This is a genomic window from Bartonella sp. AA81SXKL (assembly GCF_042196945.1).
Lineage (GTDB): Bacteria > Pseudomonadota > Alphaproteobacteria > Rhizobiales > Rhizobiaceae > Bartonella.
In genome coordinates this window covers 331-645 of the sequence record NZ_JBHIRH010000304.1, presented here as the reverse complement: position 1 = coordinate 645, position 315 = coordinate 331, and the positions used below count along the sequence as shown (strand labels likewise).

1 pseudogene is annotated in these 315 nt (G+C 33.7%); it reads left to right on the top strand.

What is annotated here, in order from left to right:
- Positions 1 to 315, top strand: a pseudogene (locus ACFINZ_RS11295) (SPOR domain-containing protein); the annotation flags it as partial.

Here is a 315-nt window from a genome sequence, read left to right as displayed (position 1 = left end):
GATAGCAGTTAGTTTTGTAGGTTATTCTCGCTTTTTTATGTCCTCACAAAAGAATGAAAGCACACCTATTATCCACGCTGACAATACACCTTTTAAATTTAAACATCAATCAACAGAAACAAAGAATGATGTTGAGCATAATTTAGATATTTATAAACAAACAACGGGACAAAATGAAAAACAAGAAAATACACAACAATTTCTTATTGATAATTCGGAACCCCCTGAAGATTTAGCAGCATTAAATCAACAAGAATCCACAAGCTTTTCCCCCTCCTCTCTTGATGATTCTGATGTTGAAGATGCAGTGACAGA